General features: G+C 68.0%; 24 protein-coding genes and 2 pseudogenes. 11 read left to right on the forward strand and 15 right to left on the reverse strand.

The features are described 5' to 3' along the window. Window positions 1–15: 15 nt before the first annotated feature. From fabG to AC50X6_RS01105, 4 genes are all read left to right on the forward strand, one after another. Window positions 16–792, forward strand: a complete 777-nt coding sequence (fabG, locus tag AC50X6_RS01090; protein ID WP_494964481.1) for a 3-oxoacyl-ACP reductase FabG — start codon at window positions 16–18, stop codon at window positions 790–792. Next, window positions 792–1,985 (forward strand): thiolase family protein, encoded by a 1,194-nt coding sequence (locus tag AC50X6_RS01095; protein ID WP_494964482.1) that lies wholly within the window; start codon window positions 792–794, stop codon window positions 1,983–1,985. The genes fabG and AC50X6_RS01095 overlap by 1 nt, the downstream gene beginning before the upstream one ends. Next, window positions 1,985–2,437 (forward strand): MaoC family dehydratase, encoded by a 453-nt coding sequence (locus AC50X6_RS01100; RefSeq protein ID WP_494964483.1) that lies wholly within the window; start codon window positions 1,985–1,987, stop codon window positions 2,435–2,437. Before AC50X6_RS01095 ends, AC50X6_RS01100 begins: the two co-directional genes overlap by 1 nt. Before the next feature lie 111 nt (window positions 2,438–2,548). Next, on the forward strand, window positions 2,549–3,925 hold the full coding sequence (locus AC50X6_RS01105; protein ID WP_494964484.1) for an MFS transporter: 1,377 nt from the start codon (window positions 2,549–2,551) through the stop codon (window positions 3,923–3,925). A gap of 335 nt (window positions 3,926–4,260) precedes the next feature. Here AC50X6_RS01105 and AC50X6_RS01110 read toward each other — a convergent pair. The 11 genes and pseudogenes from AC50X6_RS01110 to AC50X6_RS01160 all read right to left on the reverse strand — a co-directional run bounded on the left by AC50X6_RS01110 (window position 4,261) and on the right by AC50X6_RS01160 (window position 16,140). After that, window positions 4,261–5,292: pseudogene (locus AC50X6_RS01110) on the reverse strand (NADPH:quinone reductase). Between the two features lie 62 nt (window positions 5,293–5,354). After that, complete coding sequence (locus tag AC50X6_RS01115; protein ID WP_494964485.1) at window positions 5,355–6,029, reverse strand: response regulator; 675 nt, start codon at window positions 6,027–6,029, stop codon at window positions 5,355–5,357. Next, entirely contained in the window at window positions 6,026–8,734 is a 2,709-nt protein-coding gene (locus tag AC50X6_RS01120; RefSeq protein WP_494964486.1) for a DUF4118 domain-containing protein, read from the reverse strand. The genes AC50X6_RS01115 and AC50X6_RS01120 overlap by 4 nt, the downstream gene beginning before the upstream one ends. 12 nt (window positions 8,735–8,746) lie before the next feature. Further along, window positions 8,747–9,376 (reverse strand): potassium-transporting ATPase subunit KdpC, encoded by a 630-nt coding sequence (gene kdpC, locus AC50X6_RS01125; protein WP_494964487.1) that lies wholly within the window; start codon window positions 9,374–9,376, stop codon window positions 8,747–8,749. Window positions 9,377–9,386: 10 nt separating this feature from the next. Then, window positions 9,387–11,552 carry a potassium-transporting ATPase subunit KdpB gene (kdpB, locus tag AC50X6_RS01130; RefSeq protein WP_494964488.1) on the reverse strand — a complete coding sequence of 722 codons (2,166 nt, stop codon included), beginning with the start codon at window positions 11,550–11,552 and terminating at the stop codon, window positions 9,387–9,389. Beyond that, the gene (gene kdpA, locus AC50X6_RS01135) at window positions 11,549–13,216 is read right to left on the reverse strand and encodes a potassium-transporting ATPase subunit KdpA (RefSeq protein WP_494964489.1); all 1,668 of its coding nucleotides are present in this window, start codon (window positions 13,214–13,216) and stop codon (window positions 11,549–11,551) included. Before kdpA ends, kdpB begins: the two co-directional genes overlap by 4 nt. Window positions 13,217–13,223: 7 nt before the next feature. Continuing rightward, complete coding sequence (locus tag AC50X6_RS01140; protein WP_326965807.1) at window positions 13,224–13,322, reverse strand: potassium-transporting ATPase subunit F; 99 nt, start codon at window positions 13,320–13,322, stop codon at window positions 13,224–13,226. Window positions 13,323–13,752: 430 nt separating this feature from the next. Beyond that, complete coding sequence (locus tag AC50X6_RS01145; protein WP_013599688.1) at window positions 13,753–13,956, reverse strand: cold-shock protein; 204 nt, start codon at window positions 13,954–13,956, stop codon at window positions 13,753–13,755. A gap of 245 nt (window positions 13,957–14,201) precedes the next feature. Then, window positions 14,202–14,306: pseudogene (locus AC50X6_RS01150) on the reverse strand (IMP dehydrogenase); the annotation flags it as partial. 20 nt (window positions 14,307–14,326) lie between these two features. Then, window positions 14,327–14,953: a response regulator gene (locus AC50X6_RS01155; RefSeq protein ID WP_494964490.1), complete on the reverse strand. Its 627-nt coding sequence runs from the start codon at window positions 14,951–14,953 to the stop codon at window positions 14,327–14,329. Then, window positions 14,950–16,140: a sensor histidine kinase gene (locus AC50X6_RS01160; RefSeq protein WP_494964491.1), complete on the reverse strand. Its 1,191-nt coding sequence runs from the start codon at window positions 16,138–16,140 to the stop codon at window positions 14,950–14,952. The genes AC50X6_RS01155 and AC50X6_RS01160 overlap by 4 nt, the downstream gene beginning before the upstream one ends. A gap of 206 nt (window positions 16,141–16,346) precedes the next feature. Here AC50X6_RS01160 and AC50X6_RS01165 point away from each other — a divergent pair, with 206 nt between their 5' ends. Together AC50X6_RS01165 and AC50X6_RS01170 are read left to right on the forward strand one after the other, a co-directional pair. Further along, window positions 16,347–16,925 carry a GlcG/HbpS family heme-binding protein gene (locus AC50X6_RS01165; protein ID WP_494964492.1) on the forward strand — a complete coding sequence of 193 codons (579 nt, stop codon included), beginning with the start codon at window positions 16,347–16,349 and terminating at the stop codon, window positions 16,923–16,925. Between the two features lie 9 nt (window positions 16,926–16,934). Further along, complete coding sequence (locus AC50X6_RS01170) at window positions 16,935–17,666, forward strand: ankyrin repeat domain-containing protein (RefSeq protein WP_494964493.1); 732 nt, start codon at window positions 16,935–16,937, stop codon at window positions 17,664–17,666. A gap of 83 nt (window positions 17,667–17,749) precedes the next feature. Here the strand turns inward: AC50X6_RS01170 and AC50X6_RS01175 are convergent, their stop codons facing one another. Genes AC50X6_RS01175 through AC50X6_RS01185 form a run of 3 tightly spaced genes read right to left on the reverse strand, consistent with a single transcriptional unit; the run spans window position 17,750 to window position 20,409 of the window. Next, on the reverse strand, window positions 17,750–18,946 hold the full coding sequence (locus AC50X6_RS01175; RefSeq protein ID WP_494964494.1) for an acetyl-CoA acetyltransferase: 1,197 nt from the start codon (window positions 18,944–18,946) through the stop codon (window positions 17,750–17,752). Continuing rightward, on the reverse strand, window positions 18,943–19,614 hold the full coding sequence (locus AC50X6_RS01180; protein WP_494964495.1) for a CoA transferase subunit B: 672 nt from the start codon (window positions 19,612–19,614) through the stop codon (window positions 18,943–18,945). Before AC50X6_RS01180 ends, AC50X6_RS01175 begins: the two co-directional genes overlap by 4 nt. Window positions 19,615–19,647: 33 nt before the next feature. Further along, window positions 19,648–20,409, reverse strand: a complete 762-nt coding sequence (locus tag AC50X6_RS01185; protein WP_494964496.1) for a CoA transferase subunit A — start codon at window positions 20,407–20,409, stop codon at window positions 19,648–19,650. A 201-nt stretch (window positions 20,410–20,610) separates the two neighbouring features. Between AC50X6_RS01185 and AC50X6_RS01190 the strand changes: the two genes are divergently transcribed. Next, a complete protein-coding gene (locus AC50X6_RS01190; RefSeq protein WP_494964497.1) occupies window positions 20,611–21,399 on the forward strand; it encodes an IclR family transcriptional regulator in 789 nt (262 codons plus the stop codon). A gap of 166 nt (window positions 21,400–21,565) precedes the next feature. Here the strand turns inward: AC50X6_RS01190 and nadE are convergent, their stop codons facing one another. Further along, on the reverse strand, window positions 21,566–22,387 hold the full coding sequence (nadE, locus tag AC50X6_RS01195; protein WP_494964498.1) for an NAD(+) synthase: 822 nt from the start codon (window positions 22,385–22,387) through the stop codon (window positions 21,566–21,568). Window positions 22,388–22,615: 228 nt separating this feature from the next. Here nadE and AC50X6_RS01200 point away from each other — a divergent pair, with 228 nt between their 5' ends. From AC50X6_RS01200 to AC50X6_RS01215, 4 genes are all read left to right on the forward strand, one after another. Beyond that, entirely contained in the window at window positions 22,616–23,872 is a 1,257-nt protein-coding gene (locus AC50X6_RS01200; protein ID WP_494964499.1) for an FAD-dependent oxidoreductase, read from the forward strand. Between the two features lie 91 nt (window positions 23,873–23,963). Further along, on the forward strand, window positions 23,964–24,548 hold the full coding sequence (gene pyrE / locus AC50X6_RS01205) for an orotate phosphoribosyltransferase (RefSeq protein ID WP_494964500.1): 585 nt from the start codon (window positions 23,964–23,966) through the stop codon (window positions 24,546–24,548). Between the two features lie 125 nt (window positions 24,549–24,673). Next, a complete protein-coding gene (locus tag AC50X6_RS01210) occupies window positions 24,674–25,468 on the forward strand; it encodes a GAF and ANTAR domain-containing protein (protein ID WP_494964501.1) in 795 nt (264 codons plus the stop codon). A 139-nt stretch (window positions 25,469–25,607) separates the two neighbouring features. Continuing rightward, the gene (locus AC50X6_RS01215; protein ID WP_494964502.1) at window positions 25,608–26,159 is read left to right on the forward strand and encodes a hypothetical protein; all 552 of its coding nucleotides are present in this window, start codon (window positions 25,608–25,610) and stop codon (window positions 26,157–26,159) included. Window positions 26,160–26,185 lie beyond the last annotated feature (26 nt).

Raw genomic sequence — 26,185 nt, forward strand, 5'->3', positions numbered from 1 at the left:
ATCAAAGGAAACGTCATGAGCAATTTCACGAACAAGGTGGCCGCCGTCACCGGCGGAGCGCAGGGCATCGGTGCCGCCACCGCCCTGAAGCTGGCCACCGGGGGCGCCACCGTCGTCGTCCTGGACCTCAACGAGGACGGCGCCAAGGACACCGCGCAGCAGATCTCCGCCCATCCGCAGGTGCTCTCGGCCGGCGGCCGGGCCGTCGCGGCGGTCTGCGATGTCACGGACGAAGCCACTGTAGACAGGGTCTTCGCGGAGCTCCACCGGGAGTTCGGCCGGCTCGACATCCTCGTCAACAACGCCGGTATCACCCGCGACAACCTGTTCTTCAAAATGGAGCGCCCGGACTGGGAATCGGTTCTCACCACCAACCTGACCAGCGCCTACCTCTGTTCCCGGGCCGCGCAGCGGTACATGGTCCCGGCCCGGTACGGAAGAATTGTCTCGCTCAGCAGCCGCAGCGCCCTCGGCAACCGCGGCCAGGCGAACTACGCCGCTGCGAAGGCCGGCATCCAGGGCCTGACGGCTACTCTCGCTATTGAGCTTGGCCCGTTCAACATCACCGTCAACGCGGTGGCCCCCGGCTATATCGCCACGCCCATGACCGCCGCGACAGCCGAGCGGCTCGGCAGCAGCCAGGCCGAGCATCAGGCGGCGGTTGCGGCCCGGACACCGCTGGGCCGGGTTGGCCAGCCCGAGGAAGTGGCCGCCGCGGTGGCGTTCTTCGCCAGCGACGATGCTTCCTATGTTTCCGGCCAGACGCTCTACCTCAACGGCGGGGCACGCTGATGCCGGAGGCGTTCCTCGTCGGCGGTGTCCGCACGCCCGTGGGCCGATACGGCGGGGCGCTCGCCACGGTCCGACCCGACGACCTGGCCGCGCTGGTTCTGCAGGCCGTGGTGGCCCGGGCGGGCATCGACCCTGACAGCATCGACGAGGTCATCCTGGGCTGCGTCAACCAGGCAGGGGAGGACAACCGCAATGTTGCGCGGATGGCGGTGCTGCTGGCCGGACTGCCCGACGCCGTCCCCGCCGTCACGGTCAACCGGCTCTGCGCCTCCGGCCTGACCGCCATCAGCATGGCGGCGCAGTCCATCCGCAACGGCGACGCCGACCTGGTGGTGGCCGGCGGCGTCGAATCCATGTCGCGGGCACCCTGGGTGATGGCCAGGCCGGAGAAGCCGTTTGCCGGGCCGGGTGAACTGGCGGACACCTCGATCGGTGCGCGGTTTGTCAATTCGCGGATGCATGCCAACGCCCGGTTCTCGATGCCGGAGACGGCCGAGGAAGTGGCCGGGCGCGAGGGCATCTCCCGTGCCGATGCGGACAGCTTCGCTTTGCGCTCGCACAACCGGGCGCTGGCGGCGATCGACGCGGACCGGTTCCGGGGCGAGATCGTCCCCGTTCCCGTGGCCGGCCGTCACGGCGCAGTGTCGCTGGTGGACACCGACGAGGGACCGCGCCGCGGCTCCACCCCGGAGGCGCTCGCGGCCCTGCGGCCGATCGTACGGCCGGACGGCGTCATCACCGCGGGCAACTCCAGTTCCCTCAACGACGGTGCTTCTGCCGTGGTGGTGGCCAGCGGCGAGGCTGTTGCCCGCTGGGGCCTGACGCCGCGGGCGCGGATCGTCACCAGCCAGGCGGCCGGGGTTGCCCCGGAGGTCATGGGCATCGGCCCGGTGCCGGCTACGCGTAAGGCGCTGGCGAAGGCCGGCTGGAGCATGGACGGCCTAGGCGCTGTTGAACTCAACGAAGCGTTCGCCGCGCAGTCGCTGGCCTGCATGCGTCTGCTGGGGCTGGACCCGGGAATTGTCAACAACGACGGCGGTGCGATCGCACTGGGGCATCCGCTGGGATCCTCCGGATCCCGGATCGTTGTGACGCTGCTTGGCCGGATGGAACGCGAAAACGCCGCCCGCGGCCTGGCCACGATGTGTGTGGGCCTGGGCCAGGGCGCCGCGATGCTGCTGGAGAGGGTCTGATGAGGCTGTTCGAAAATGTTGCCGAGCTGGAGTGCCTGACGGGGCAGGAAATTGGGGTGAGCGGCTGGCATCGGCTGGAGCAATCCCAGATCCAGGCGTTCGCTGACGCCACCCTGGACCGGCAGTGGATCCACACCGATCCGGAGCGGGCCGCCAACGGTCCCTACGGCACCACCGTGGCCCACGGCTACCTGAGCCTGGCGATGCTCCCGTACCTGGCCGGACAGGTTTACCGGGTCCGGGGCGCGGCAGCGATCATCAACTACGGGCTGGACAAGGTCAGATTCCCGGCGCCGGCCAGGGTCGGTTCCCGCATCCGCGACCGGCTGACGCTGACCTCGGTGACCGGGACGGTCAATGGCCGGCAGCTGAGGGTCCTGCACCGGATCGAGCTGGAGGGCTCCGAGAAACCGGCCTGCATTGCCGAGACCGTGTCCCTCGTGAGGATCTGAGGAACGGCAGCAGGATCCGCGCTCCACCACTGCACTACCTGCACCAACACCATCCGAACAATGACGTTGCGGCTGAGCCGGCTTGCTGGCTCCTCACTAGGGAGATACTCCGTGGTTACTGAAAACATGAATGTGAAATACGCCGAGGCAGGGCCGGAGAGCGTTGCGGCCGATCCGGAGGTGTCGCCGGCGGAACTGCGCCGAACCTCGATCTCCTCCTGGCTCGGCTCGGCGCTGGAATACATGGACTTTACGCTCTACACGCTGGCAGCCGCCCTGGTCTTCGGGCCGCTGTTCTTCCCCAACGCAGACCCGGCGATGGCCCTGCTGGCCAGTTTCGCCGCCTATGGTTCCGGTTTCCTCGTCAGGCCCCTCGGCGGCGTCTACTTCGGATATCTGGGGGACAAGTACGGCCGCAAATTCGTTCTCGTCATCACGGTGGGCATGATGGGCGTCGCCACCCTCGGGATGGGCCTGTTGCCCACGTATGCCCAGATAGGCGTCGCCGCGCCGGTACTGCTGGTCCTGCTGCGGCTCATCCAGGGCTTCGGCGCCGGCGCCGAACTGTCAGGCGCCTCGCTCTTGCTGGTGGAATCGGCGCCCAGCGGACGCCGCGGCTTCTACGGCGCGGTGGTGGCCCTGGGCACCGCGACGGGGGTACTCCTGGCCAGCGCCCTGTGGCTGCTGATGTCGCAACTGCCGAAAGAGCAGTTCCTGAGCTGGGGCTGGCGCGTCCCGTTCCTGCTGAGCATTGGCACCACCCTCGTAGCGTTGTACCTGCGGCGCAGCGTCAGCGAATCGCCGGTCTTCGAGGTCATCAAGCAGCGCCGGGCCGCGGCCAGCGCCGGAGCGAAGCGGCAAAGTGTGTGGCGCGACGCTGCGGATGCCAGGAAGCCGTTCCTGGTGTCGCTGGGAATCAAACTGGGGGAGAACGGCTCGGTCTACCTCGTCAAGGGCTTCCTCATCGGATGGACCGTGTCCGTCGTCAAGATGGACGCCAACCTCGTCACCACCGGCGTGACGCTGGGCTCCATCCTGGGGATCGCCACCGTCCTGTTCACCGGCAAGCTCACCGACAGGTACGGCCGCAGAATAGTATGGCTGTGGCTCTCCGCCTTCCAGTTCGCCTTCACCATTCCCGCGATGCTCCTGATTGAAACGCGGAACCCCGTCCTGGTGGCTCTGGTGTTCGTCATTTACATTGGCGGCCCGATTCCCAACATGTATGGGGTGGAGTCCACATGGCTCGTGGAAATGTTCGGTTCCAAGCGCCGGTTCTCCTTCATGACCACGGTCAAGGAGGTGGGCGCCGTCCTCTCCGGCGGCCTGGGCCCCATCCTGGCGGCCGCGGTGGTGGCCGCGACGGGGCCGGGATGGGTCCCGGTGGCAGTGATCCTGATGAGCTACGCGGCCATCGGCTGGGTGGCCGGGTTCTTGGCGCCCGAAACCCGGGGCCGGGACCTGAACGCCGAGGCGGACGCCTGCTGACGCCTGCTGGCGCCTGAGATACATGGCTGGTGGTCATTCTCGCTGGTTCGCCGGCAGTTAGACGGAGCCTGGGCCTTTTTTCGGGGGACATGCCCATTCTTCGCACCTTGGACTGGGCAAAATGACACTATGTCCACCCGCTGGCCCCGGCGCGGGGCATGTCCCCTCGGGCCGGTATCCAGTCCAGGGGGACATGCCCATTCTTCGCACCTTGGACTGGGCAAAATGACACTATGTCCACCCGCTGGCCCCGGCGCGGGGCATGTCCCTGAGCAGGGGCCATCGCCCCCTGGACTCAGACCCCCGGACCCCCGGCTAACCAACGAAAATGCCCACTAGCCCGGGGTCACGTCAATCAGGACCTTGCCCACAATGTCTCCTTCGACCGCCGCGTGGGCGTCGGGGGTGTGGGGCAGATCAAAACGGTGCAGCGGGAGTCCGGCGGCCTCTCCGACCGGAAGGGCGCCGTCGGCGATGGCCAGGTTGATGTCCTCGGCGGCGGCGCGCACCGCCTCCATCCCAACGGTGTAGAGCAGCACGAACTGGTACCGGACGTTGAGGCTGAAGTGCCTGCGCACGTCCAGGCGCATCTCATCTCCGCCATTGTTGGCGTACACGGCGACTGAACCGCGGTTGCGGATCACGGCCAGATCGAGTTCCGCATTCTGGGCCGGTGCCACCTCGACGATCAGATCAACCCCGGCCGGAGCGAGTTGGTGGATCTCCGCCGCCGCATCGGTCTCCCGGTAGTTGATGACGTGATGGGCGCCGGCGGCCTGGACCAGCGCGGCTTTCACCGGACCGCTGACCGTGGTGATCACGACGGCGCCGGCCCACCGGGCGAGCTAAATAGCGGCATGGCCCACGGCGCCGGCCCCGCCGGCGACGAGCACCGTTTTACCCGTCAAGGCGCCGGGACGCAGCCGCCGGGGGCCGTCCTCGGCGATGGTCAGGGCCCGGTGTGCGGTGATGGCGGGAACTCCCAGGCTCGCGCCGACGTCGAACCCGGCATTGTGGGGAAGCGTGAAGACGCGCTCGGCCGGCAGGACCGCGAGTTCCTGGGCGGTTCCGCCGTCCGCGCGCTCAAAAGCGGCAAGGGCCAGCCAGACCCGGTCGCCGATGTGGAGATGCTCGACACCGGCGCCGACGGCGTCGACCACGCCCGAACCGTCCTGGTTCGGTACCACCTCCGCGAAAGGCAGCGGCTCACCGGGCGCGGATCCGCGCCGCGACTTCCAGTCCGTGGGGTTCACGCCGGAGACCATGATCCGGACCCGGACCTCCCCGGGTCCTGGCTCGCGGACCTCCCGGTCGACGAGCCGGAGGACGGACGGATCGCCAGTGGCGCGGTACACGATTGCTTTCATACCCAGATCTAACATCGGCCCGGGCTGAAAATTCCCGCCGGTCCGTCTCTGCACAGAAACTGTCAGGGCAGGAAACGGTAGCCGATGCCTGCCTCGGTGAGAAGATGGCGCGGGTTGGCGGCCTCCGGTTCCAGTTTCCGCCGGAGCTGGGCCATGTAGACGCGGAGGTAATTGGTCTCCTTGGCGTAGGCGGGCCCCCATACCTCGGACAGCAGCTGCTGCTGGGTAACCAGCTTCTCGGAATTCCGGACCAGCACCTCCAGAATGTTCCACTCTGTTGGGGTCAGCCGGACGTCCTGGCCGTCCCGTGTGACCCGGTGTTTGCCGAGGTCCACGGTGAAGGCATCCGTCGTGACAACCGGTGACTCTTCCGGGTCAACGCTGCGCCGCAGCAGCGCGCGCAGCCGTGCCAGGAGTTCATCCAGCCCGAAGGGCTTGGTGATGTAGTCGTCGGCGCCGGCGTCGAGGGCCTCCACCTTGTCCTCGGATCCATGCCGGGCGGACAGCACCAGCACGGGCACCCGGCTCCAGGCACGGAGTTCCCGGATGACACTGGTCCCGTCCATGTCCGGCAGGCCGAGATCCAGGATGATCAGCGCCAGCGGAGTCTGGGAAGCTGCCAGCAGCGCAGAGTTCCCGTCCGCCGCGGTGGTGACGGCGTAGCCGCGGGCCTTCAGCGTGATCCGGAGTGCCCGCAACAGGTGCTGGTCGTCGTCGACCACGAGGATTGCCGTCATCCCGCGTCCGGTCCGGAAGTGCGTGGCACGGCGTGGCCCCGGCGGGCCAGCGCCGCCTGCCGGGCCAGCGCCGCCTGCCGGTGCACGGGCGGAGTCTGGCTGCGGTGCGATTCGAACGGCGCGCCGGTGGACAGCGGAAGCCGGATGACCATGGTCAGGCCGCCGCCCGGCGTTGCCTCGGCGGTCAGGCTCCCGCCCATGGCGTCCGTGAACCCCTTTGCCACCGCCAGTCCTAGCCCGATGCCGGTGGTCTGCGGGGCGTCGTCGAGCCGCTGGAATGGCCGGAACATTTCGACAACCTTCTCCGCCGGGACCCCCCGGCCATGGTCGATGATCCGCAGCTCTCCCGCAGGACGACCGTCCAGGGTCGCAGGGCTGAGCCCGCCGGCCGCGCCGACGAGCACGATATCCGATTCGGGGGCGTATTTCGCGGCGTTTTCGGCGATGTTGGCAATGACCCGCTCCAGCATGCCGGGGTCGGCGTCAATCTCGGGCATATTGGCGGGAATATCCACCCGGACCCTCCCCTCGGGGATTGCGCGTACTGCCTCCGGAATCACTTCGTACCAGCGGACCGGCCGGAGCAGGGGATTGACGGCATCCGAGGTGATCCGGGACATGTCCAGCAGATTACCCACCAGCGCGTCCAGCCGGTCCGAGCACTCTTCAATGGTGGCAAGCAGTTCCTGCTCGTCGTCTTTGCTGTACTCGACGTCGATAAGGCGGAGTCCGCCGACGGCGAGCTTGATCCCGGCCAGGGGAGTGCGGAGGTCGTGGGATACCGCACGGAGGATGGACGTTCGCATCGTGTTGCCTTCTGCCAGGCGCAGCATTTCCCTCCGGCTGGCCACCAGTTGCTGGCGTTCAAGCTGTGCGGCCAGATGGACGCCGAATGCCCCGAGGAGGCGCCGGTCGCTGGCCGGCAGTATCCGTCCTGACAGGACGAGGCGGGTGGCGGCATCGATTTCTTCGACGTTGTCCCCCTCGGCGGCGTCGGGCCGGTCCTCCGGTGACGGCGGGGAAAGCTCGCCAGCCGAGGCCTGTAGCCGCCACTGCCCGCCGCCGGAGCCGGTGCCGCTGTCGCTGTCGCCGTCTGAATGGCTCCCGGCCAGGCTGAACAGTGCGGCGCTGCGGACCTGGAAGACGCCCAGCGCCTGTTCCAGCAGCGCCTGGACCGTGTCCTCCGAGCGGGCGGCGCCGCGGGTCAGGTCGCCAAGGGTGGTCGCCTCGGCGCGGGCCCGGGCGGCCTCCTTGGACCGCCGGGCAGAAAGGTCGACGACGACGGCGACGGCCGCCGAGACGCCAACAAACACCAGCAGCGCGAGGAAGTTCTGCGGATCGCTGATGGTGAGGTTTCCCACCGGCGGGGTGGAAAAATAGTTCACCAGCAGGCTGCTCCAGAGCGCGGCGAGGATGGCCGGCCACAGCCCGCCGACCAGCGCCACCGCGACTGACCCGCTGAGCTGGACGAGCATGGCAGTGGCCACGTTCTGCTCAGGGTTCAGGGCCAGCAGCAGGAACTGCAGGAGGGTGGGGAGCACAATAGCGAGAACAAACCCGACGGCCACCCTGACGCGGCCCAGGTCGCGTTGCCGGGACGGGCGGGTACCGCGTCCGCCGAGCGGGTGCGAGACCATGTGGACGTCAATGTCGCCGGAATCGCGGACCACCCTGGTGCCCACGCCGCCGCCCAGCAGGTTTCCGAGCAGCGCGGCGATCTTCTTCTGGCGGGAGATGCCGACGACGATCTGGGTGGCGTTGACGCTGCGGGCGAAGTTCAGGAGGGCTCCGGCAGGGTCCTCCCCGGTCACGATATGGTAGCTGCCACCCAGATCCTGGATCAGGTGGCGCTGGGATTCGAGCGCCTGGGGGGATTCACTGGCAACTCCGTCCGCCGCGCGGACGTGCACCGCCAGCAGGTCCCCGCCGTTGACGCGGTTCAGGATCCTGGCGCCGCGGCGGATCAGGACGTCCCCCTCCGGGCCGCCGGTCAGCCCCACCACGATGCGCTCGCGGGCCGGCCAGCTGACATCGATGCCGTTTTCGGCGCGGTACTTGGACAGGCCCTCGTCCACACGGTCGGCCAGCCATAGCAGCGCGAGTTCCCGCAGCGCGGTGAGGTTGCCCAGCCGGAAGTAGTTCGAGAGGGCGGCGTCAATCTTGTCGGCAGCGTAAATCCTGCCGTCGCCCAGGCGCTGGCGGAGCAGCTCGGGGGAGATGTCCACCAGGTGGATCTGGTCCGCCCGGCGGACGATGTCGTCCGGCACCGTCTCCGTCTGGTGGACGTCGGTGATGGCGCTGACGACGTCGCCCAGGGAAGCCAGGTGCTGGATGTTGACGGTGGAAAGGACGTCGATGCCGGCGTCGAGCAGTGCATCGACGTCCTGCCAGCGCTTCGGATGGCGGCTGCCGGGGATGTTGGAGTGGGCGTATTCGTCCACCAGCGCGATCCCGGGCGCCCGGGCCAGCACGGCGTCGAGGTCCATTTCCTCAAACTCAGTGCCCCGGTAGGGCAGGAGCCTCGGCGGGATGACGTCGAGTCCCGCCAGCAGTGCCCGCGTCTCGCTGCGCCCGTGGTGCAGGGCAAATGCGACCACAACGTCCTCGCCCCGCTTGATCAGCCGGTGTGCCTCCTCGAGCATCTCGTAGGTCTTGCCGACCCCCGGCGCTGCTCCCAGGAAGATGCGCAGCGTTCCACGTTCCATGCCGTCATTCTCTCACTTGGACGGTGTGGCCTGCGTCGGCTGTGCGGCGGCGGCCACCGCGAGGTTGAGGGCTGTAACGTTGACCGAAGGCTGGCCCAGGAAGGCGATCAGCCCGCTGCTGGTGTGCCGTGCAACGAGCGCGGCCACGGCATCGGCGTCCAGGCCGTTGGCTGCTGCCACCCGGCCAAGCTGCAACCTGGCGTACTCCGGAGAGATGTGCGGGTCCAGCCCGGAACCGCTGGCGGTCACGGCGTCGGCCGGCACCTCAGCCTCGGCGACGCCTTCGGCCGCCGCGACGGCAGCCCGGTTGGCGGTGACGGCGTCGAGCAGCTTCGGCTCGTTGGGGCCGAGGTTGCTGGCCGAGGACGACGCCGGATCCCACGACACCGCCGAGGGCCGGGCGTGGAACCACCGCGGGTCCTGCACGCCGGCTTCGTCGGTGGAAGCCTGGGCGATCAGGGCGGACGCGGCGGGAGACCCGGTGCCGTCCCTGATGATCGAGCCGTTCGCCTGGTAGGGGGCTATGAGCTGCCCGACGCCGAAGACGGCCAGTGGGTAGGCCAGGCCGAGGACCAGCGTGGCGACGATGAGGAAACGCAGGGCGGTTCCTGCCTGGCGGAGGTAGCCGGTGAGTATGTTCATGGGGACGTTCCTAGCCGATTCCGGGAATGAGGGAAACCATCAGGTCGATGATCTTGATGCCGATGAAGGGTGCGATCAGCCCGCCGAGCCCGTAGACCAGCAGGTTCCGCGCCAGCGCCTGGTTGGCGGAGACGGCCCGGTACTTCACGCCGCGCAGGGCCAGCGGCACCAGGGCCACGATGATCAGGGCGTTGAAGATGACCGCGGACAGGATGGCCGAGGCCGGTGTAGCCAGTCCCATGATGTTCAGCAGCCCGAGCCCGGGGAACGTGGCGGTAAAGAGCGCCGGAACGATCGCGAAGTACTTGGCGACGTCATTGGCCACAGAGAAGGTGGTCAGCGCGCCGCGGGTGATCAGCAGTTGCTTGCCGATGCCGACGATGTTGATCAGCTTGGTCGGGTCGGAGTCGAGGTCCACCATGTTGGCGGCCTCCTTGGCGGCCGGTGCCCCGGAGTTCATCGCGACCCCGACGTCGGCCGCCGCCAGTGCCGGGGCGTCGTTGGTGCCGTCGCCGGTCATGGCCACGAGGCGCCCCTCGGACTGCTCCTTTTTGATCACGGCGAGCTTGTCCTCCGGCGTGGCTTCGGCCAGGAAGTCATCGACGCCCGCCTCGGCGGCGATCGCACGGGCGGTAATGGGATTGTCGCCGGTGACCATGACAGTCCGGATGCCCATCTTCCGCAGTTCCGCGAACCGGGCGCTCATCCCGGGTTTGACCACATCGGCGAGGTGTACGGCGCCGAGGATCCTGGCTTCGCCGCCATCGTCGATCCGGGCCCCGTCGATCTGGGCCACGAGCAGCGGGGTGCCGCCCTGGGCGGCGATTTCCTCCACAATGCGTTGCATCTCTGCGGGCGTGGTGCCGCCGTGGTCGGCGACGAATGCCGATATTGAGGAGGCGGCGCCCTTGCGGATCTGCGTTCCGTCCAGGTCCAGCCCGCTCATGCGGGTGCTGGCACTGAACTCGACCACCGCGAACTCGCCGGTGATCTTCCGGAGCTCGGCAAGATCGTGGCCGCCCACGCCCTTTACCGCCGCGAGGTCGGCGATGGAGCGTCCCTCCGGGGTTTCGTCGGCCAGGCTGGAGAGCCGTGCCGCCTCGGCGAGCGTGGTGTGGTCCACGCCGTCGGCGGGCAGGAAGTTGACCGCGCGGCGGTTGCCGTAAGTAATGGTGCCGGTCTTGTCCAGCAGCAGGGTGGTGATGTCGCCCGCGGTCTCGACCGCGCGGCCGGAGGTGGCCAGGACGTTGTGCTGGACCAGGCGGTCCATGCCCGCGATGCCGATCGCCGGCACCAGGGCCCCGATGGTGGTGGGGATCAGGCAGACAAGGAGCGCCACCAGCACGATCGGTGAGGGCGTGGCACCGGCGAGGGAGGCAAACGGTGCCAGGGTCATGGTGACCACCAGGAACACGATGGTCAGGGACACCAACAGCACGTGCAGTGCGATTTCATTGGGCGTCTTCTGCCGTACCGCGCCCTCGACCAGCTTGATCATCCGGTCGATGAATGTTTCACCGGCTTCGGCGGTGATGCGGACGACGATCCGGTCCGAGAGGACCCTGGTGCCGCCGGTGACGGAGGACCGGTCCCCGCCGGATTCGCGGATCACCGGAGCCGATTCACCGGTGATGGTCGATTCGTCCACGCTCGCCAGGCCCTCGATGATTTCCCCGTCTGAAGGGATCACATCCCCGGCTTCACAGATGACGATGTCACCCCGGCGCAGTTCGGTGCCCGGCACCTCCGTGATGGTGCCGTCAGGCAGCCGCCGTGTGGCCTGCACACCCTGCCTGCTGGCGCGCAGGCTGTCTGCCTGGGCTTTGCCCCGGCCCTCGGCGATGGACTCCGACAGGGTACCGAACAGGGTTGTGAGCCACAGCCAGACGGTGATGGCCACGCTGAAGACCGAGGGCCGGACCAGGCAGATTCCGGTGCACAGCACTGCGCCCACCAGGACGGTGAACATGACCGGGGAATGGATCATCTGGCGCGGGGAGAGCTTCCGCAGTGCCAGAGGCAGAGCGGCGGCGACGCTGGCGGCTGTCAGTTTCGCCGGGGCCTTCGTGTGGTGCTTGTGCTCGCCGGGGGTGCCCAGCGGGTTGCCGTCGGCAAAGGTGGTGGCGGCCGTGGCGGCGGCGGTGTCCGTGGCAGAGGCCGTGCTGGACCGGATCATTTGAGGAGTCCTTCTGCGAGTGGCCCCAGAGCAAGGGCCGGAAAATAGCTGAGGGCGGTCAGGATCACGGTCACGCCGAGAAGCAGTGAGCCGAAAAGCGGACCGTGGGTCGGGACGGTACCGGCCGAGGCGGGGGTCTTGCGCTGCCTGGCCAGGGAGCCGGCCAGGGCGAGCACCAGGACGATCGGCAGGAACCGGCCCAGCAGCATGGCCAGGCCCAGCATGACGGACAGGTAAGGACCGGAGCTGGTGATGCCGCCGAACGCGGAGCCGTTGTTGTTGGCTCCGGAGGTGAAGGCGTAGAGTACTTCGCTGAACTGGTGGGGGCCGGTGGCTGGCGCGTTGGACATGATGCCCGGCAGCAGGACGGTGATGCCGGCCAGGACCAGTGCCAGGGTGGGGGTCACCAGGATGTAGAGGGCTGCTATTTTCATTTCCGTTGGCCCGATTTTCTTGCCCAGGTACTCCGGGGTGCGGCCCACCATCAGGCCGGCGATGAAGACGGAAATGATGGACAGGATCAGCATGCCGTAGAGACCTGAGCCGGTTCCGCCCGGTGCTACTTCGCCGAACATCATGTTCACCATCGCCGCGCCGCCGGCCAGCGGAGGCAGTGAGTCGTGGGCGACGTTGACGGCGCCGGTGGACGTGAGTGTGGTGGAGGCGGCGAAGATGGCGCTGGGGACCGCGCCGAAGCGCTGCTCGAAGCCTTCACCGAGTCCGCCTGCCGCGGCGGTCGCAGTTCCTTGTCCGGCGGATACGGCCCAGCCCATGAGGGCCGTCGAGGCGAGCCAGAGAATACCCATGACGGCGGCCACGGTGAAGCCCTGCTTCTGGTTCCCCACCATCCGGCCGTAGGCGTACGGCAGGGCCGAGGGGATGAGCAGGATCAGAAACACCTGGAAGAGGCTGATGAACGCATTCGGGTTCTCGAAGGGGTGGGCCGAGTTGGCATTGAAGTAGCCGCCGCCGTTGGTTCCGAGCACCTTGATTGCCTCCTGCGAGGCTACCGGTCCGCCGGGAATGATCTGGGAGACACCGGAGGCCTGGTTCACGACGTCGGCGGACCAGAAGTTCTGGACAACTCCGCCGAGGACCAACACGATTGCGCCGGCGAAGGCGAGCGGCAGCAGCACCCGCAAGGACGTGCGGGTCATGTCGACCCAGAAGTTGCCGAGCCGGTCCGTCGTGGTTCGCGCAATTCCCCGGATGAGGGCGACGGCGACGACGATGCCGACGGCGGCGGAGAGGAAGTTCTGGACCGCCAGCAGTGTCATCTGCACGAAGATGCCGACGGTGGTCTCCGGGACGTACGTCTGCCAGTTGGTGTTGGTGACAAAGGAAATGGCCGTGTTCATGGCCACCCAGGGGTCAACGCCCGTCAGGGAGCCGGCGCCGGGCAGGAGATCCTGGGCCCGCTGGAGGCCGAAGACCACCAGAATGGACACCACGGAAAAGGCCAGCACGCTGCGGAGGTATACCGGCCAGGTCTGGTCCGCCCCGGCGTCGATCCCGGCGAACCGATAGATGAGCCGCTCTGGCGGGCTGGACTTCTGGCCCTCGAAGACGCGGGCCAGGTAGGTACCCAGCGGCTTGTGCAGGGCAGCCAGGACAATGAGGAGTGCGGCCAGCTGGACTACAAATGATGCGGTGTTGAATGTCATCGTCTGCTCACCACTTCCCGGGACGGATCAGGGCCGTGAGCAAGTAGCCGAAAAGGCTTAGACCCGCCAGCAGCAGGATCAGCCACATCACAGCATCGGCGCTCACTGACCAGTCTCCGGTCGTTCGCCGGTCCCGCTGACCACACTGGTCAGGAGGTGACCAACCCACATCACGAATCCCATGGACACCATGAGGATCCCGATGACAGCCACATCGGCCATTGCACGTTCCTTTCATCTGCGCCCCGATTCCGGGGCTGGGTCCAGTCAATCCCCCGGGAGCCGCGAAAGAGCCCGCACTGATGGATCCTTAACGCCGTTGGACCGGATCTTGACGGATCCTTGACGCTGCGGCCTTGCCTCGCGCCGCGGACGGGAATCACGTCCTGGTGGCCGGTGATGTGCCGCGCCGGCGCCGGCCGGGCGCACTGGCCCGCCAACAACAAACGCCCCTCCCGAGGAATCCTCGAGCGGGGCGTTTGTGGTCTTGGGGGACAGAGTCCCGGCCGGCTGGCCGGGGCTGCTATCCGGTGTACTTAGAGCGGGCGGATGTTCTCGGCCTGCGGGCCCTTCGGACCCTGGGTGACGTCGAACTCGACCTTCTGGTTCTCATCCAGCGAGCGGTAGCCGCTGCTGGCGATTGCCGAATAGTGGGCGAAAACGTCGGCTGACCCGTCATCCGGGGCAATGAAGCCAAAACCCTTTTCAGCGTTGAACCATTTAACTGTGCCTGTAGCCATGCCATATCCTTCTGAAATGCTGCTGATCTCCGGCGGCCCTGGGGCCAACGGCTGCGGAGACATTCGTCCGCTGTCCCCCAACGTACGGGTCTGCGGGCTGTGGTGCAAGGGGCCAACGGCGGGTTTTCGTCACGGCTGGAAGCTGTGGCCAGGGCCTTTTGATAGCCGTTCGGGTGATAATCCCCATCCGCAACGACGCCGGGATGCTCTCCGGCTGCCTCTGCGGGTTCCCCGGGGACCTCCGGTCAGGGGGTGAGCAGCACTTTGATGGCGCGCCGTTCGTCCATCGCCCGGTAAGCCTCCGGAACGTCATCCAGCGGCATCACGACGCCGAAGACCCGGCCCGGATTGGGCCGGAAACCGGGCTGCTTCAGCGCATGCCCTCCCGGCGGATGGCGGTGGCGATTGCCGCAGCCCGGGTCTCCACACCAAGCTTCGCGTAGATGTGGGCGAGATGGGTCTTGACCGTTGCCTCCGAGATGAACAGCCGCCGGCCGAGTTCCCGGTTGCTGAGCCCGTCCGTGAGGAGGCTCAGCAACTCGGCCTCGCGCGGCGTCAGCACCTCATCCGGATTGCGCAGCTGCTGAAACAACCGGGAGGCCACCGGCGCGCTCATCACACTCTTGCCCTGGACAGCGCCGCGAACGGCCGCGAAAATCTCCTCCGGGGCGGCATCCTTGAGCAGGTACCCCATGGCCCCTGCATCCACGGCCCGGACGATGTCGGCGTCGGAATCATAGGTGGTGAACACCAGCACCGCCTGTTTGCCGTTGCGCCGCCGGAGTTGTTTGATTGCCTCGATGCCGTCCATGCCCTCTCCCATGGCCAGGTCCATCACCACCACCGCGGGGGAGTGCTGCTCCGCTTTCACCATGGCATCTTCGCCGGTGGCGGCCTCGGCCACGACGTCGATGTCCGGTTGCGTTCCCAGGAGGGCCTTGAGTCCGCTCCGGACCACGAGGTGGTCGTCCACGAGGAGTACGGTGATGGCGCTCATTCTTCCCCGCCGGCAGGAAGTTGAGCGGCCACGATGGTCCCTTCGCCGGGGGTGCTTTCGATCGAGAATACCCCGCCGAGCTGCTCGACACGCTGGCGCATGGCGCGCAGGCCGTAGCCTCCGGCGTCCGACGGCGGTGACACCGCCGCGGGATCAAAGCCGGCGCCGTCGTCGTGAATGTCCAAGGTGACGGTGTCCGGGAGGAAGCCGAGCGTCAGCGTCGTGTTCGCGGCCCCGGCATGGAGATTGATGTTTGCCGCGGCGCTCTGAACCACGCGTAACAGTGTGTGCCGGACCTCCGGTGGCACGGGCCTCGGATCGCCGGTGACCAGCAGCCGGGCCTCGGCCGCATAGGGCCTGGCGGCGTGGAGCAGGGCCTCGGGCAGAGGGGAGGCATCGAGCCCGGGGGACGCGAGTTCGTGGACGAGGCTGCGGGTTTCCGACAGGCTCTGGCGGAGCAGGGTGCTGGCCTGGCGGACGTCCTGCCTCGCGGAAGGGCGGGGCCAGGCGCGGTTGGCCGCTTCAAGGAGCAGAAGGCTGCTGGCCAGCCCCTGCGTCACGGTGTCGTGGATTTCGCGGGACACGCGCTCACGTTCGGCGATGGCTCCGGCCCGGCGCTCGCTGGCCGCGAGCCGGCTCTGGGCCAGAGCTACTTCGGCGTGCAGGCGGCGCTGCGCGGCGGCGTCGTTCTCGATCCGGTCATAGATCAGCGTCAGCATGGCCGCCACGGCGAGCGGGCCCAGCAGCATCGCCAGATCGGTGCCGTTGCCGAGCCTGAACAGCCCGGCCGCCGTGGCGGCGGCAATTGTGCCCGCGGCGATGTAGGCCACGGCGCCGGTGAACGCGGTGCGGCAGAGGAAGAACAGCGCAAACGAACACCAGGCAAAACTGGGCGCCGCAAGGACCAGGATTGCCCACACTGCCACGAGGACGAACATCCAGAACGCCCACCGGCGCCGGCGCCGGGACAACACGGCGATGAAAGAGTAGAGGACGAACGCTGCCGCTGCGAGCCCGAGGATGGGGAGATTGTCCGCCGGGCTGTGCCGCATCAGGTAGCGCAACGCCGACACGACCAGGAGAACCGCAAACCCCAGGTGGACCGCGGCATCAATTCGCCGGAACCGTCCTTTCGGCGGACCGGCAGCCGGAGTCTCCGGGGAGTGGTCTGGGTCTGGCGGGGGCATAGGGGTCCGGTTCCGGTGGATGGAGTGCTACTTACCATGCTAGGGGCCCCGCCATTGGCGGTCTCTCATCCCTTTGGCTGATCAGGCCGACCCGACGGGTGAGCCGGTCGAAGCCGAAGGCCGGATGCCGCGGCCGGAGCCAGCCGAGAGGATGGAAGGACGCCGAGGGGCGAGCCCCCTGCACCGTCAGTCCAAAGGAGAATGCCATGAAGAAGTCCACCAGGATCGTGTCCGCAGCCGCCGGAGTGTTGCTCCTGACCGGAGGGCTGGCAGCCGCGGCCAACGCCGGCAGCGTCCCGGCGGCGCCAGGGGTGGCGGCCCCTGCGGCGGTGCCCGCCGTCGATCTCCCGCCGGCACCCGCCGCCGTCCTTGCCCAGAGCCGCATAACCGTGGGGGCGTCGGCCGACGCGGTCCGCGCGGCCCTCGAGAAGTGCCAGGCAGATAAACTGCCGTTCGTCACTGTCGCGCTGGTGGACCGGTTCGGCACCGTGCAGGCTCTGCTGCGGGGCGACAACGCCGCTGAGCACACCATCGAAGCCGCGCAGCAAAAGGCCTACACGGCCGCGGCATTCGGGGCACCCACCAGCGAACTCGCCAAGCGCATCAACGGAAGCGGGCCAAGCATCGCGGATCTCCCCGGCACCCTCTTCCTCGGCGGCGGCGTCCCGTTGAAGGTCAACGGCGTGTCCGTGGCCGGAATTGGCGTGGGCGGGGCTCCGGACGGTGCGCTGGACGAAGCCTGTGCCACAGCCGGGGCCGAGGCCATCGCCCGATTGGCCAGGTAGGCTCGGTCCATGACGAGGTTCGGGATCGGTCCCGGGGAATCCGTCCGGCGCGGCCGGCCGGGAGTTGTGGCCGGAGTCCTGGGCCTCGTGGTTGGCTCGGCAGCACTTCTGAACGGCTGCAGCACCGACGCCGGACCGCCAACGCGCCCGGAGTCTGCGCCGGCCGTCGCGACCTCGGACCCGCCGTCGTCGTCCTCCGCAGCACCGGCGCCTGCTCCGAGCAGCCGGGTCCCGCTGTCCCCGCAGGTCCAGGCGGAGCTCGACCAGAATCTGGTCCGGGCCGCCAAAAGCAACGATCTGGCCCTGGTTGCCCAGCTGATCCGGGCCGGCGGCAATGTGAACGCGAAAGACGCTCTCGAGGACTCCGCGTTCCTCTATGCCGGGGCCGAAGGATTCAACGAGATCCTGCAGCTGACCCTGGCCAGCGGGGCCGACGTCGCCAGCACCAACCGCTTCGGCGGGACTGCACTCATCCCTGCCTCCGAGCACGGTCACATCGACACCGTGCGGATCCTCATTGCCGCCGGCGTTCCCGTGAACCACGTCAACAAGCTGGGCTGGACCGCCCTGCAGGAAGCCATTCTGCTCAACGACGGCGGCCCGCGCCAGCAGGACGTGGTGCAGCAGTTGTTGGCGGCCGGTGCCAACCCCGATATCCGGGATCCGCAGGGGAGGACCGCACTGGAGAATGCGGAGCGGCTCGGTTTTGCGGCAATCGCCGGACTGATCCGGGGCCGCTAGTCCCGCCGAAAACCCACCAACGCGGGGTCAGATACGGCCCATCGACGCACCATACATGGGCCGTATCTGACCCCGCGTTGCTTTTAGAGGGCTTCGAGGACGCTGACGTAGTTGGCGATGCCCACGCCGCCCATGTTCTGCACGGCGGCGCGGCGGGCCGTGGGTAACTGCATGCCGCCGGCGGTGCCGGTCAGCTGCATCGCGGCGATGACGTGCTGCGAGACACCCGTGGCGCCGACGGGGTGGCCCTTGGCCTTGAGCCCGCCGGAGACGTTGACGGGCAGCTTGCCGTCCTTGAATACCCAGCCCTCCTCGACGGCGCGGGAACCCTGCCCCGGGTCGGTCAGCCCCATCGCCTCGTACATCAGCAGCTCGGCGATGGTGAAGCAGTCATGCACCTCGGCAAAGTCCAGCTCCTCAAGCCCGACGCCGGCCATCCCCAGCGCCCGCTGCCAGGAGACCCGCGTCGCCGCGAAGGCGGTGGGATCGCGGCGCTCGGCCGGGAAGAAATCATTTGCCTGGCCGAAACCGGCGAGCCGGACCGGGGCGGTGGCCCCGCCGGTGGGGGCGATGCTCAGTACGACGGCGGCGGCGCCGTCGGAGACGGGGGAGCAGTCGGTGCGGCGCAGCGGGTCGGCCACCAGCGGGTTCTTGTCCGAGACGGTCCGGCAGAACTCCTCGCCAAGGTCCTTGCGGAGCTGGGCGTACGGATTGTCCACGCCGTTGCGGTGGTTCTTCGCGGCGATGGTGCCCAGGACGTCGGATAGATTCCCTGCGCCAGCGCCATAGCGCTTCTCGTAGTGCCTGGCCACCTCGGCAAAGAGCCCGGTGAAGCCGGTACTGGAGGCCCGGCCAGCCATGTCGTAGTCCGCGCCGAGCAGCGCCGCACCCACAACGTCGGCGCCGGCGTGCGTCATCTTTTCGGCGCCGATCACCAGGACGGTCTTCGCGGTGCCGGCCAGCAGCGACTTGGTGCCTTGCTGGAACGCGGCCGATCCGGAGGCGCAGGCGTTCTCGACCCGGGTGGACGGGACGTTGACCAGCTGCTCCGAGACCTGCAGGGCCAGCGAGGACGGGAACGCCAGCGGCATCATGCCGGCGTTGAACTGGCCCAGGTAGATCTCGTCGATCTGGCCCGGTTCGATCCCGGCATTGCCGATCGCCTCCGTGGACACCTGGACGATCAGGGACTCGAGGGTCTCGTCCGTGAGCTTGCCGAAGCGGCTGTGGCCCCAGCCGGTCAGCAGGACATCTTTGCCGAACTGTTCGCGCAGACTCATGCGGTGGCTCCTTCGAGTTCAAGCGCGACGTCGTAGTCTGCTTCGGTTTTTTCGCGGATTTCCTCCACCGTGACGCCGGGGGCGAGGCGGGTCAGCGTGAGCTTCCGCCCGTCGTCGTCCTGCTTCACGAGGTCAAACACCGCGAGGTCGCTGATGATGCGGTCCACGCAGCTCAGGCCGGTGAGCGGGAGCGTGCATTCCTTCACGATCTTGGCGGTGCCGTCCTTGGCATTGTGCTCGGTGAGGACCACGACGCGCGGGGTGCCAGCGACGAGGTCCATGGCGCCGCCCATGCCCTTGACCATCTTGCCGGGGATGGTCCAGTTGGCGAGGTCGCCGTCGCCGGAGACCTGCATGGCACCCAGGATGGCGACCTTGACGTGCCCGCCGCGGATCATGCCGAAGGAAGCGGCGGAGTCGAAGATGCTGCCGCCGGGCAGAACCGTGACGGTCTGCTTGCCGGCGTTGATGAGGTCCGCGTCCTCCTCGCCGTCGTAGGGGAACGGGCCCATGCCGAGCAGGCCGTTTTCGCTCTGCAGGACGACGCGGACGCCGTCGGGCAGGTTGTTGGCGACCAGCGTGGGGATGCCGATGCCAAGGTTGACGTAGTCGCCGTCGTTGAGTTCTTCGGCCGCGATGGCAGCCATTTCATTCCGGGTCCAGGCCATGATGTTTCTCCTCAGGTTTGTGGGGGTGGCGGGTCAGGCCGGTACTGCGGCGGGCGCCGCTGCCGGTACGACGGCGGACGTTGGGTCGGCTGCCCCGTTGCGGGGACGGACGGTCCGCTGTTCGATGTCCTTGACCCGGGCGCTGGCCTGGACGAGGCGCTGGACGAAGACGCCGGGGGTGATGATGTGGTTGGGGTCGAGGGCGCCGGGTTCGACGATGACCTCGGCCTCCGCGACGGTGACGGCGCCGGCGGTGGCGACCACCGGGTTGAAGTTCTGCGCGGTGTAGCGGTAGATCAGGTTCCCGTCGGTGTCGGCGGTGTGCGCGTGGACCAGGGCGACGTCGGCCCTGATGGCCCGTTCCAGGAGATACGTCTCGCCGTCGAACTCCGCGAGCGGCTTGCCTTCGGCGACGAGGGTGCCGACGCCGGTCTTCGTGTAGAACGCCGGAATGCCGGCGCCGCCGGCGCGGAGGCGCTCTGCCAGAGTGCCCTGCGGGGTGAACTCCACTTCCAGGTTGCCGGCGAGGTACTGCTCGGCGAAGAGCTTGTTCTCGCCCACGTAGGAGGCAATGACCTTGCGGACCTGGCCGGCTTCAATCAGCACACCGAGGCCTTTGCCGTCCACGCCCATGTTGTTGGACACCACCGTGAGATCCTTCACGCCCGAATCGCGGACGGCCTCGATCAGGTCCGCCGGGATGCCGCTGAGGCCAAAGCCGCCGACGGCGAGCGTCATACCGTCCCGCAGCACGTCCTGCAGCGCGGCGGCCGCCCCGGATTTCAGCTTTGACATTGAATCTCCTCATTGAGCTCTCGCAGCAATCCACTTTGTGGACTGTCCCTCTGAGCTTGGAGCCTACGGTGCCCAAAAGGGGGCTGTCAACGGGCGACTTCGGCCTCTAGTATCGCGATATTACAGTGTGGACAGTAAGCTGGTAGACGTCCACAATGTGGATATTTTGGATATTTCATGAAGCATCTATGGGAGAAGTCGATGAATTCAGCAGCGGTCCATTCGCCGGTCCAGGGCGCCCAGGTGGTCAGCCGCGTCGCGTCCCTGCTGCGCATCGTCGGGCGGAAGCCGGAGGGCTCCCCGCTCGTGGAGCTGGTCCGGGAGTCCGGGCTGACCCGCCCCACCGTGCACCGGCTGCTGTCCTCGCTGGCGGCCGAGGGTCTACTGGACCAGGATCCGGGCAGCGGCCACTGGGTGCTGGGGCCTGAGATCCTGCTGATGGGTTCCGTGGCCTCGGCACGCTTCCCGCTTGAGGAAATCGCGCGGCCAAGCCTGCGCCGGCTCGCCGAGGAGACCGGCGAAAGTGCCTTCTTCTCCATCCGGCGCGGCGCGGAAACGGTGTGCCTGCTCCGGGAGGAAGGCAGCTTTCCGGTGCGGTCGTTCGTGCTGCACGAGGGCGTCCGCTTTCCGCTGGGAGTCGCGTCCGCGGGGACCGCCATCATGGCGTTCCTGCCCGAGGCGGAGCAGGAGGAGCTGCTGACGGGCTGGGCCACCCACGCGGGCAGATTCGCGGCGGCCCACACCGGGCCGCTGGTCCGCGCCCATCTGGAAGCGACGCGGCAGGCCGGCTACTCGGTGAACCCGGGGCTGGTGCTGGAAGGCAGTTGGGGGATGGGTGCCGCAGTTTTCGACCAGCGCGGACGCCCGGCCTGGGCGCTGTCGCTGACCGGCATCGAGTCGCGCTTCAGGGAGGACCGCCGGGCACAGTTGGGACGGGTGCTGATGGACGAGGCGCACCGGATCTCGACCCTGCTGCAGGGCGGACGGTAGGGCGGTCTCGGCGGGTTTCGACGTCGTGGTTCACCCCAGGCTGCCGTCCCGGGGTCCTTCCACACTGACGCGCCGGCCCCGGCGGCCCTCGTCACGCCCAAAGATGCCCACTCGGCCAAACATTGCGACGCGTAACACTCCCGGACGGAGCGCGACCTTGGGCCGGTTACTTCCACCAGGTGTCGAAGAGGGTGACCGGGACCGTGCGCTTGTGGCGGGTCCGGAGGTATTTCTGCTCGATCAGCTCGGCGACCTCATCCGGGACCTCGCGGCCCTCAAGGTAGTCGTCGATCTCGTCGTACTTGAGGCCGAGCTCGTCCTCGTCGGTGCGCCCGGGTTTGCCGTCGAGCAGGTCGGCGGTGGGCACCTTGTCCCAGACCCGGGCCGGGGCACCCAGCTCGGCGAGGAGCGCGCGGTTCTGGCGCTTGTTGAGCCCGAACAGCGGCAGCACATCAGCCCCGCCGTCGCCGAACTTGGTGAAAAACCCGGTCACGGACTCGGCGCCGTGGTCCGTGCCGATCACGAGGTAGTTGTGCTCCCCGGCCAGCGCGTATTGGGCGACCATGCGGGAGCGGGCCTTCATGTTGCCCTTGGTGAAGTCGGTAACCTGGTTGCCGGTGGTCTTCTCGAACTCCTGCTCGAATCCGTCCACGGCCGGGGCGATGTTAAACGTCCACTCCGTCTCGGCACCGACGAAGTCCAGGGCGGCCTGCGCGTCGGGCTCGTCATGCTGGACACCATAGGGGAGCCGGACGGCCACAAAGCTCGCGTCCACCCCTTCCGCTTCGAGCTCATTGACCGCCAGCTGGGCCAACCGCCCGGCCAGGGACGAATCGAGGCCGCCGGAAATTCCCAGGACGAACCCCTTGGTGCGGGTCGCCTTGAGATAGTCCTTCAGGAACGCAACGCGTTGGCGCACCTCCTCGGCGGGGTCGATCCGGGGCTGCACGCCCATTTCTTCGATGATCTTCGCCTGGAGTTCACGCATGACTCAAAGCCTAGCCAGCGGTGTCAATCGGACTCAACTGTTGCACGGCGGGACCCGGCCAGCGGCAGGGCCGCCAGCGGCGCCGGACGCTGCGCTTTCGGCCCGCGCTGCGCAAATTACCCGGCGCTACGCGGATACCCGCAGCGCCGGGAATTTCGTGCAGCGCCGGGAATTTCCCGCAGCGAAGAACTCCTCCCGCGGCACCCCGCACGGGCGTAGCGTATGGGCATGGAGACGACGGGATGTGTGGTGGTGGGCGGCGGGCCGGCCGGGATGATGCTGGGCCTGCTGCTGGCCAGGGCCGGGGTGGAAGTAACGGTACTGGAGAAACACGCGGATTTCTTCCGGGACTTCCGCGGGGACACCGTCCACGCTTCGACAATCAGGCTGATCGACGAGCTGGGCCTGGGCGAGGAGTTCCGCCGGCTGCCGCAGAGCCGGCTGACCAACGTTGCTTTTCCGGTACCCGGCGGCCCGCCTGTGACGATGGGCAACTTCGATTCGTTGCCCGCACCCTACAACTACGTCGCCCTGATGCCGCAATGGGACTTCCTGAACTTCCTCGCCGGTGCCGCCGCCCAGGAGCCTTCCTTCAGCCTGCGGATGAGCCACACCGCCACCGCGCTGGTCCGGAACGGCGGACGCGTCACCGGTGTGCGCTACCGGACAGCGGACGGCGCCGGGGGTGAACTCCGCGCGGATCTGGTCATCGCCACGGACGGACGGCATTCCACTCTGCGCCGCGAGGCCGGCCTGGCGCCGAAGGCGTATCCCGTCCCGTTCGACACCTGGTGGTTCCGGCTGCCGCGCTACACCTCGGAGCGCGGCGCGGTGGCGGGAATCGTGCCGGCATTCGGCCGCGGTGAGGCGCTGCTGGCCCTGTTCCGCACCGACTATTTCCAGATGGGCTACCTCGCCCCGAAAGGCACCGACGCCCGGCTCCGCGCCGAGGGCATCAAGGAATTCCGACGGCGGATCGCGGCCCTCCGCCCGGACTTCGCCGACCGTGTCGACGCCATCGCCTCACTGGAGGACCTGCACTGGCTGGACGTCCGGCTGGACCGGCTGCGCGAATGGCACATCAACGGGCTGCTCTGCATAGGGGACGCAGCCCATGCGATGTCGCCCGCCGGCGGGGTGGGGATTAACCTCGCCATCCAGGACGCAGTGGCCGCCGCGGACTGCCTGGCCCCGTCACTTCTCCGCGGCCGGGTGTCCCGTGCGGAGCTGGCCAAAGTGCAACGACGGCGGCGGATGCCCACCGTCGTCGTGCAGACCGCCCAGCGCGCTATGCATCGCCTGCTGTTCGAGCCGATCATGTCCGGAAAGCGCTCCGGCGCTCCGGCGGCCCTGCTGTTCCTCGCGCGGCATCTCCCGGCGGCAGGCCGCGTGGTTCCCCGCTTCATCGCCTTCGGCCCGCGGCCCGAGCATGCGCCCGGGTTCGCCCGGCGCACTCCTCAGCATCTGCGGCCCGGCGCCGGATAAGGCGGGCGGCGATCCGGAGTCCCCGGCGATCCGCCGGACTCTCGCGGCCCCGGCCGGATGCCGTTACGGGCCAGCCACTAAACTGGGTCCCATGACTGCCACCCTCGACTCCGCGTCGAACACTGCCGCTGCCCGTGCCCGCCTGCTCGAACTGATCAAGGAACTGGCCATCGTCCGCGGCAAGGTCATCCTTTCCAGCGGAGCCGAGGCCGACTACTACATCGACCTGCGCCGGATCACGCTGCACCATGAGGCTTCCAAGCTGGTCGGCCAGGTCATGCTCTCACTGCTGGACGACGCCGGGATCGACTTTGAGTGCGCGGGCGGGCTCACCATGGGTGCCGACCCGGTGGGCACCGCCGTGATGCACGCCGCCGTCGATACCGGCCGGCCCGTGGATGCGTTCGTGGTCCGCAAAGCGCAGAAGTCCTACGGCATGGGCCGCCAGGTCGAAGGCCCCTCCGTCTTGGACCGCAAGGTCCTCGTCCTGGAGGACACCTCCACCACCGGCGGCTCCGCGCTGACCGCGGTCGAGGGCGTCCGCAAGGCCGGCGGCAACGTCGTAGCCGTCGCCGTGATCGTGGACCGTGACACCGGTGCCAAGGAAAAGATCGAAGCGGTGGCGGGTGTTCCCTATCTCTTCGTCTTCGGCAAGGGCGAACTCGGCCTCAGCTAGGCGCCACCCCTCAGCCCGGCACAGGGCCGGTACCGGGCGGGCCGGCCCGAGGCATGTGGACTGGTTCCGAAGTGTGACCTATCCTTTGGCTAACCCGCTCTTACCGCATCTGGAGAACCCCCGCCATGCTCCCGTCCGATCCAATCCTCACCGCCGACGCTCCTGCGAGCGCCGACCCGTCGTTGAGCACCGTGGATCAGATCCAGAACCTTATCCTGGACAGCGCAGATTTCGAGGAGTTTCTCAACGAACTTGCACGATTTTCCGCCCACCAGGTGGCAGGCTCAGGCGACGACGCGCTGTGCGGCATCACCCTGCTGCGGGACCGCAAGGCTGCAACGATCGGCTGGAGCAGCAACCACGCCCGCGAAGTGGATGAGGTCCAGTACTCGCTGTCCCAGGGCCCGTGCCTGACCGCGGCCAAGGAAGAACGCGAAGTCCATGTTCCGGACCTTTTGGCCGAAAACCGCTGGGGTCCCGAGTACGCCGGAGCCGTCGCCTCGCACGGGCTGCGCTCGGTGCTGTCAGTGCCGTTCCACCTTCAGGGCGAAGCCCAGGCCGCCCTGAACCTGTACTCGGAGGCGCCGCACAAGTTCGACGGCGACGTGGCCGCCCGCGCCCGGGGCTACACCCGCGAAATCTCGCAGGCGCTGAGGCTGGCTGTCCGCATCTCCCTGCACACGGACAGCGCCACGAACCTCCGGGCCACGCTCGAATCCCGGACCGTCATCGACATGGCGGTCGGGATTATCATGGCGCAGAACCGCTGTGACCAGGAAACCGCCGTCAGGATCCTCACCGATGCGTCCAGTAACGGCAACGTGAAACTGCGCGATATTGCGAAGTCGCTGGTCCAGTCCGTGGGCGGCGCGGCGACGCGGACGCACTTCGAAGAGCCGGGCCGCCCAGAGCCACACTGATCCCGCGCTGGTGATCCGGTATTGCCGATCCGGACTCCAGATCCGGTCGCGGCGAGATGACTTGTGCCCCGCCGACTCCTGCAGTTAAACTCAACGAGGTTGAGCCGCCGGCCATAGACACCCCTCTTTTGGAGTACCTATGGACCAGACACTGCTAGCCCGCGTCAAACTCGACATCGTCTCGGATGCCGTCCGGATTGACGTCCGGGGGAGCCTCACGCGGGACACCCGGCCCGCGCTGATGCGGACTATCCAGCGTGTCCGCCGGATGGGAATAACCTCCCACATCACCATTTATCTTGGCCGCGCCGCTTTTGTGGAATCCTCGGCCCTGGCCGGGCTTCGCAATGATCTCAACATGATCGACGGCGGCCTGGCGCACGCCGGCGTGGCCGGCGCCCTTCCCTCCGGCGGCGGTGTCTGCCTCGAACTGAGCCCGCACAGCGATGGCCCCGCCACCGAACTGCAGTCCCTCAACATCTCGGGAGACTTCACCGCCTCTATCGACGCCTCGGGAACCCGGCCGCTGAGCGGATACTCCGACGACGAATTGCTGGCCGCGAGCGATTCCGTGTTCGGGCTGCTCGACGACCCCGCTGATATGGCGCGCTCAGAACTCCTCGCCACCTACGACGACATTGGCCTCGAGATCACCCGGCGCGAAGTCGGCGGGGCGCCGGACCCCGCCTAGCTCCGCCTGCCGTGTGGGTGCCGGGG

It is taken from the genome of Pseudarthrobacter sp. HLT1-7 (genome assembly GCF_059383435.1).

What these genes read in the sequence shown, in the direction of transcription:
- AC50X6_RS01200 (WP_494964499.1), top strand. Translation starts at nt 22,616, where the DNA reads ATGGAGACGACGGGATGTGTGGTGGTGGGCGGCGGGCCGGCCGGGATG.
- AC50X6_RS01175 (WP_494964494.1), bottom strand. Translation starts at nt 18,946, where the DNA reads ATGAGTCTGCGCGAACAGTTCGGCAAAGATGTCCTGCTGACCGGCTGG.
- kdpA (WP_494964489.1), bottom strand. Translation starts at nt 13,216, where the DNA reads ATGACATTCAACACCGCATCATTTGTAGTCCAGCTGGCCGCACTCCTC.
- pyrE (WP_494964500.1), top strand. Translation starts at nt 23,964, where the DNA reads ATGACTGCCACCCTCGACTCCGCGTCGAACACTGCCGCTGCCCGTGCC.
- AC50X6_RS01190 (WP_494964497.1), top strand. Translation starts at nt 20,611, where the DNA reads ATGAATTCAGCAGCGGTCCATTCGCCGGTCCAGGGCGCCCAGGTGGTC.
- fabG (WP_494964481.1), top strand. Translation starts at nt 16, where the DNA reads ATGAGCAATTTCACGAACAAGGTGGCCGCCGTCACCGGCGGAGCGCAG.
- AC50X6_RS01160 (WP_494964491.1), bottom strand. Translation starts at nt 16,140, where the DNA reads ATGCCCCCGCCAGACCCAGACCACTCCCCGGAGACTCCGGCTGCCGGT.
- AC50X6_RS01145 (WP_013599688.1), bottom strand. Translation starts at nt 13,956, where the DNA reads ATGGCTACAGGCACAGTTAAATGGTTCAACGCTGAAAAGGGTTTTGGC.
- AC50X6_RS01155 (WP_494964490.1), bottom strand. Translation starts at nt 14,953, where the DNA reads ATGAGCGCCATCACCGTACTCCTCGTGGACGACCACCTCGTGGTCCGG.
- AC50X6_RS01165 (WP_494964492.1), top strand. Translation starts at nt 16,347, where the DNA reads ATGAAGAAGTCCACCAGGATCGTGTCCGCAGCCGCCGGAGTGTTGCTC.
- AC50X6_RS01185 (WP_494964496.1), bottom strand. Translation starts at nt 20,409, where the DNA reads ATGTCAAAGCTGAAATCCGGGGCGGCCGCCGCGCTGCAGGACGTGCTG.
- kdpB (WP_494964488.1), bottom strand. Translation starts at nt 11,552, where the DNA reads ATGATCCGGTCCAGCACGGCCTCTGCCACGGACACCGCCGCCGCCACG.
- kdpC (WP_494964487.1), bottom strand. Translation starts at nt 9,376, where the DNA reads ATGAACATACTCACCGGCTACCTCCGCCAGGCAGGAACCGCCCTGCGT.
- AC50X6_RS01180 (WP_494964495.1), bottom strand. Translation starts at nt 19,614, where the DNA reads ATGGCCTGGACCCGGAATGAAATGGCTGCCATCGCGGCCGAAGAACTC.
- nadE (WP_494964498.1), bottom strand. Translation starts at nt 22,387, where the DNA reads ATGCGTGAACTCCAGGCGAAGATCATCGAAGAAATGGGCGTGCAGCCC.
- AC50X6_RS01120 (WP_494964486.1), bottom strand. Translation starts at nt 8,734, where the DNA reads ATGGAACGTGGAACGCTGCGCATCTTCCTGGGAGCAGCGCCGGGGGTC.
- AC50X6_RS01170 (WP_494964493.1), top strand. Translation starts at nt 16,935, where the DNA reads ATGACGAGGTTCGGGATCGGTCCCGGGGAATCCGTCCGGCGCGGCCGG.
- AC50X6_RS01210 (WP_494964501.1), top strand. Translation starts at nt 24,674, where the DNA reads ATGCTCCCGTCCGATCCAATCCTCACCGCCGACGCTCCTGCGAGCGCC.
- AC50X6_RS01115 (WP_494964485.1), bottom strand. Translation starts at nt 6,029, where the DNA reads ATGACGGCAATCCTCGTGGTCGACGACGACCAGCACCTGTTGCGGGCA.
- AC50X6_RS01100 (WP_494964483.1), top strand. Translation starts at nt 1,985, where the DNA reads ATGAGGCTGTTCGAAAATGTTGCCGAGCTGGAGTGCCTGACGGGGCAG.
- AC50X6_RS01095 (WP_494964482.1), top strand. Translation starts at nt 792, where the DNA reads ATGCCGGAGGCGTTCCTCGTCGGCGGTGTCCGCACGCCCGTGGGCCGA.
- AC50X6_RS01215 (WP_494964502.1), top strand. Translation starts at nt 25,608, where the DNA reads ATGGACCAGACACTGCTAGCCCGCGTCAAACTCGACATCGTCTCGGAT.